Source organism: Okeania sp., assembly GCF_983059655.1.
On sequence record NZ_CEZPJD010000817.1, the window covers coordinates 1 to 3,514 of the forward strand.

At 39.6% G+C, this 3,514-nt stretch carries 3 protein-coding genes; all 3 read left to right on the plus strand.

All coding sequences use genetic code 11. The annotated features are described in order from the left end of the window. Positions 1-411 precede the first annotated feature (411 nt). The 3 genes from AC3DU7_RS28810 to AC3DU7_RS28820 all read left to right on the plus strand — a co-directional run bounded on the left by AC3DU7_RS28810 (position 412) and on the right by AC3DU7_RS28820 (position 3,269). Positions 412-975, plus strand: coding sequence for a photosystem I assembly protein Ycf4 (locus tag AC3DU7_RS28810; RefSeq protein ID WP_488042687.1), 564 nt, complete (start codon positions 412-414; stop codon positions 973-975). 251 nt (positions 976-1,226) lie between these two features. Then, positions 1,227-1,979 (plus strand): peptidylprolyl isomerase, encoded by a 753-nt coding sequence (locus tag AC3DU7_RS28815; RefSeq protein ID WP_488042688.1) that lies wholly within the window; start codon positions 1,227-1,229, stop codon positions 1,977-1,979. 141 nt (positions 1,980-2,120) lie between these two features. Beyond that, positions 2,121-3,269: a beta-ketoacyl-ACP synthase gene (locus AC3DU7_RS28820; RefSeq protein ID WP_488042689.1), complete on the plus strand. Its 1,149-nt coding sequence runs from the start codon at positions 2,121-2,123 to the stop codon at positions 3,267-3,269. The last annotated feature ends 245 nt before the right edge of the window (positions 3,270-3,514 follow it).

Below are 3,514 nucleotides of genomic sequence, written 5' to 3' on the forward strand. Positions count from 1 at the left end.
CTAGGACATCAAATGGTCCTCGTTGACTTTGGGCGCGTCCGACTGCTACAGTCATACTACTTTTATATCCTCTTGCTTTTATTGACATATTCCCGACGTTGCGCTTACGCAACACTGCGGGATTCTTCAACTCGCAAAGGAGTCGCTGTTTATACAGAGGTGATGTCCTCCCCCTGTTTTTTTATGTTCCCTTTCGGGAAAGCGCGGGACTTCCCGCTGTTTTTGTTAAAAAGTTTGCTTTCTTACTTAAGCAAGTTAACATAAGTATATATATATTTAATAAATTTTGCAATTATCTTTTTCAGTAGCTTAAATAAATTTAAGCTTTTCTTTAGATTTTAGAAAATAATATATTTTGGGTCTAAAAAATTTTAAAATTGAGAATTATCGTAGATATATGTATGAGGATTTATGACTACTCAAACTTTGATAGGCGATCGCTTACTCCGTAAAGAAATTATAGGGTCTCGTCGTCTTAGTAATTACTTCTGGGCTGTAATTGTCAGTATGGGAGGGATTGGTTTCCTCTTATCAGGGATATCTAGCTACCTCAAAGTTAATCTATTATTTGTTGCTGACCCTAGCCAACTAAATTTCTTACCCCAGGGAATAGCTATGGGATTTTATGGTGTGCTTGGTACACTCTATGGACTATTTTTGTGGTTAACTATTATTTGGGACATTGGTGGTGGCTACAATGAGTTTAACCAAGAAAAAGGCCAGGTGATGATTTTCCGCTGGGGATTTCCCGGTAAGAACCGTAAAGTAGAATTAACTTGTCCTATAGAAAATGTGCAATCTATTAAGGTAGATATTAAAGAAGGTCTCAATCCTCGTAGAGCTATATATCTTCGTCTAAAAGATAGTCGGCAAATTCCTCTTACCCGTGTAGGTCAGCCATTGGCCTTGTCAAAACTAGAAAATGAAGCGGCTCAACTGGCACAGTTTCTTCAAGCTCCTTTGGAAGGGCTATAGTATAAGTCAGAAGTCAAAAGTTAGATTTGATCGAGGAAAAACTTTGATAATGACCATAGTTTCGGACAATTATTTGACATTTTAAAGTTGGAAACTATTAGAAGTTAGAAGTAATTCCTGAGTAAGTTTGAACATTTAAAAATGTCCGCATGAAATGCGTAGCGTTGCGTTAGTCAAACAAGAGACTCCCGTTATAATTTTTGATTTAACGATGAGAGTCTCAAAAAATCAACATTGAATTGTGAGTGAAAATGCAAAGAAAAATCAGTCAGTTGTTATTGTCATTAATCATAGTCGCAACTTTTTTAGTGACAGGATGTACTGCAGACTCTACTCCTAATACAGAAGTTTCAACCATATCAAGTCAAACAACATTAGCTCCTAAATACAGCAGTTTACCTCGCCTCGACGGTAAAGCAACAGTAGTGATGACTGTAAATTCTTCTCCTATTACCATAGAAGTCGATGGTGCAAATGCTCCGATCACAGCAGGTAACTTTATTGATTTAGTTGAAAAAGGGGTTTATGATGGGTTAGTATTTCACCGAGTAGTGCGCGAACCTCAACCTTTTGTGGTTCAGGGTGGCGATCCTCAAAGTAAAGACCTCAATATCTCTTTAAATAATTTAGGTACAGGAGGTTTTATAGACCCCACAACCTCTAGCGAACGTTACATTCCTCTAGAAATTAAACCTCAAGATGCTTCGGAACCAGTTTACAGTAACACTTTAGAAGATGCTGGTATTGCGCAGTCGCCTGTTTTGCCTCATATAAGAGGTGCTGTAGCAATGGCCCGCTCTCAATTTCCTGATTCTGCTTCATCCCAATTTTATTTTACTTTAACCGACCTGCCTTTCTTGAATGGTAACTATGCCGTATTTGGTTATGTGACACAGGGGATGAAAGAAGTTGTGGATAAAATTGAAGCTGGCGATCGCATTGAGTCAGCTAAAGTAGTTGAAGGTTTGGAAAACCTAACCATACCCAATAGCAGCGAATCTTAATGAAGTCAGAAGTCAGAAGTCAGAAGTTAACCCACCCCTAACCCCTCCCAGGAGGTGAAGTAGGGGATTTGAGCTTCGCTCCAAAAATATTTCGCCAATCAAGGCGGGGTTTTAGACCCATATTATTTTGATAACTTAATTGTGGAAGTTGTAGTTACGGGTATCAGTCTCACTTCTGCCTTGGGGAACCTCGATAGAAGTTGGAAAAAACTGTTGGAGGGTAAGTCTGCTATTGAGTTACATCAACCTTTTGCAGAATTACCTCCCCTTCCTTTGGGTTTAATAAATTTTCAACCTGCTAATTTAACTCAGTTAACCAAGGAAGTCGTAGAAGCTGCTGTCAAATCTTCAGGTTTAGCACTGCCCTTACCTGAATGTGGTGTAGTCATAGGTTCTAGTCGTGGCTATCAAGGAATGCTGGAAAAGTTGGCAAAAAAGCAGTTTATTGGAGATTGTCAGCAAAACGATCTGGAAAAAGATGACACTTCATTTATTGGTTTTTTACCCCATCAACTTGCTATTTTTGCTGCGAGTCAGATAGGAGCAAAGGGTGCTGTACTAGCTCCAATGGCTGCTTGTGCAACAGGGATATGGGCGATCGCTCGTGCTGTGGAGTTAATAGAAACAGGTCAATGTCAACAGGCGATCGCGGGTGCTGTGGAATCTCCTATTACACCGCTTACTATAGCAGGATTTAGAAAAATGGGAGCTTTGGCTCAAACAGGTGCTTATCCTTTTGACTGCTGTCGGGAAGGATTAGTTTTGGGGGAAGGAGCTGCTGTTTTGGTATTGGAGTCTGCTGAATTTGCACGGCAAAGATCGGCTAAAATTTATGGTCAAATTCGGGGCTTGGGTTTGACAAATGATGCGAGTCATGGTAATGCTCCAGACTTGGGTGGCAAAAGTGCAATATCAGCGATCGCTCAATGTTTGGAAAGAAGCGGTTTATCTGCTGAAGATATTGACTATGTTCATGCTCATGGAACGGCAACTCAATTAAACGATCGTCATGAAGCTAATTTAATTGAGCAAATTTTTCCTCAGAAAGTGGCAGTTAGTTCGACAAAGGGAGCAACAGGTCATACATTGGGAGCATCTGGAGCATTGGGGGCAGTATTTTGTTTGATGGCGATCGAGCATCAGATTTTACCTCCCTGTGTGGGATTAAGTGAGGCAGAATTTGACTTAGACTTGGTTAGGTATGGTCGTCAGTGTCAGGTGGAAAATGTTTTATGTTTGAGTTTTGGGTTTGGTGGGCAAAATGCTGCGTTGGTTTTGAGTGGGGTTTAGCGCAGGAGAAATTGCTCTAATTAAAGAGTTTTTAATTATGAAACTTCCCAATGGAATTAAAGCAGAATTAGGTTATAACGTTGAAGGCTATTGTCTTAATTTTATATCAAATTGAATACCTATTATATAGTTTGGGCAGTAGGGGAGATTGAAGTCTAGATAGAATTATGAACATATATTTTATCTATGCGCCGAATTCTATGTCATCCAAAAATTTCAATAACTATAACGTTGCAGTTTAGGGT

What these genes read in the sequence shown, in the direction of transcription:
- AC3DU7_RS28815 (WP_488042688.1), top strand. Translation starts at nt 1,227, where the DNA reads ATGCAAAGAAAAATCAGTCAGTTGTTATTGTCATTAATCATAGTCGCA.
- AC3DU7_RS28810 (WP_488042687.1), top strand. Translation starts at nt 412, where the DNA reads ATGACTACTCAAACTTTGATAGGCGATCGCTTACTCCGTAAAGAAATT.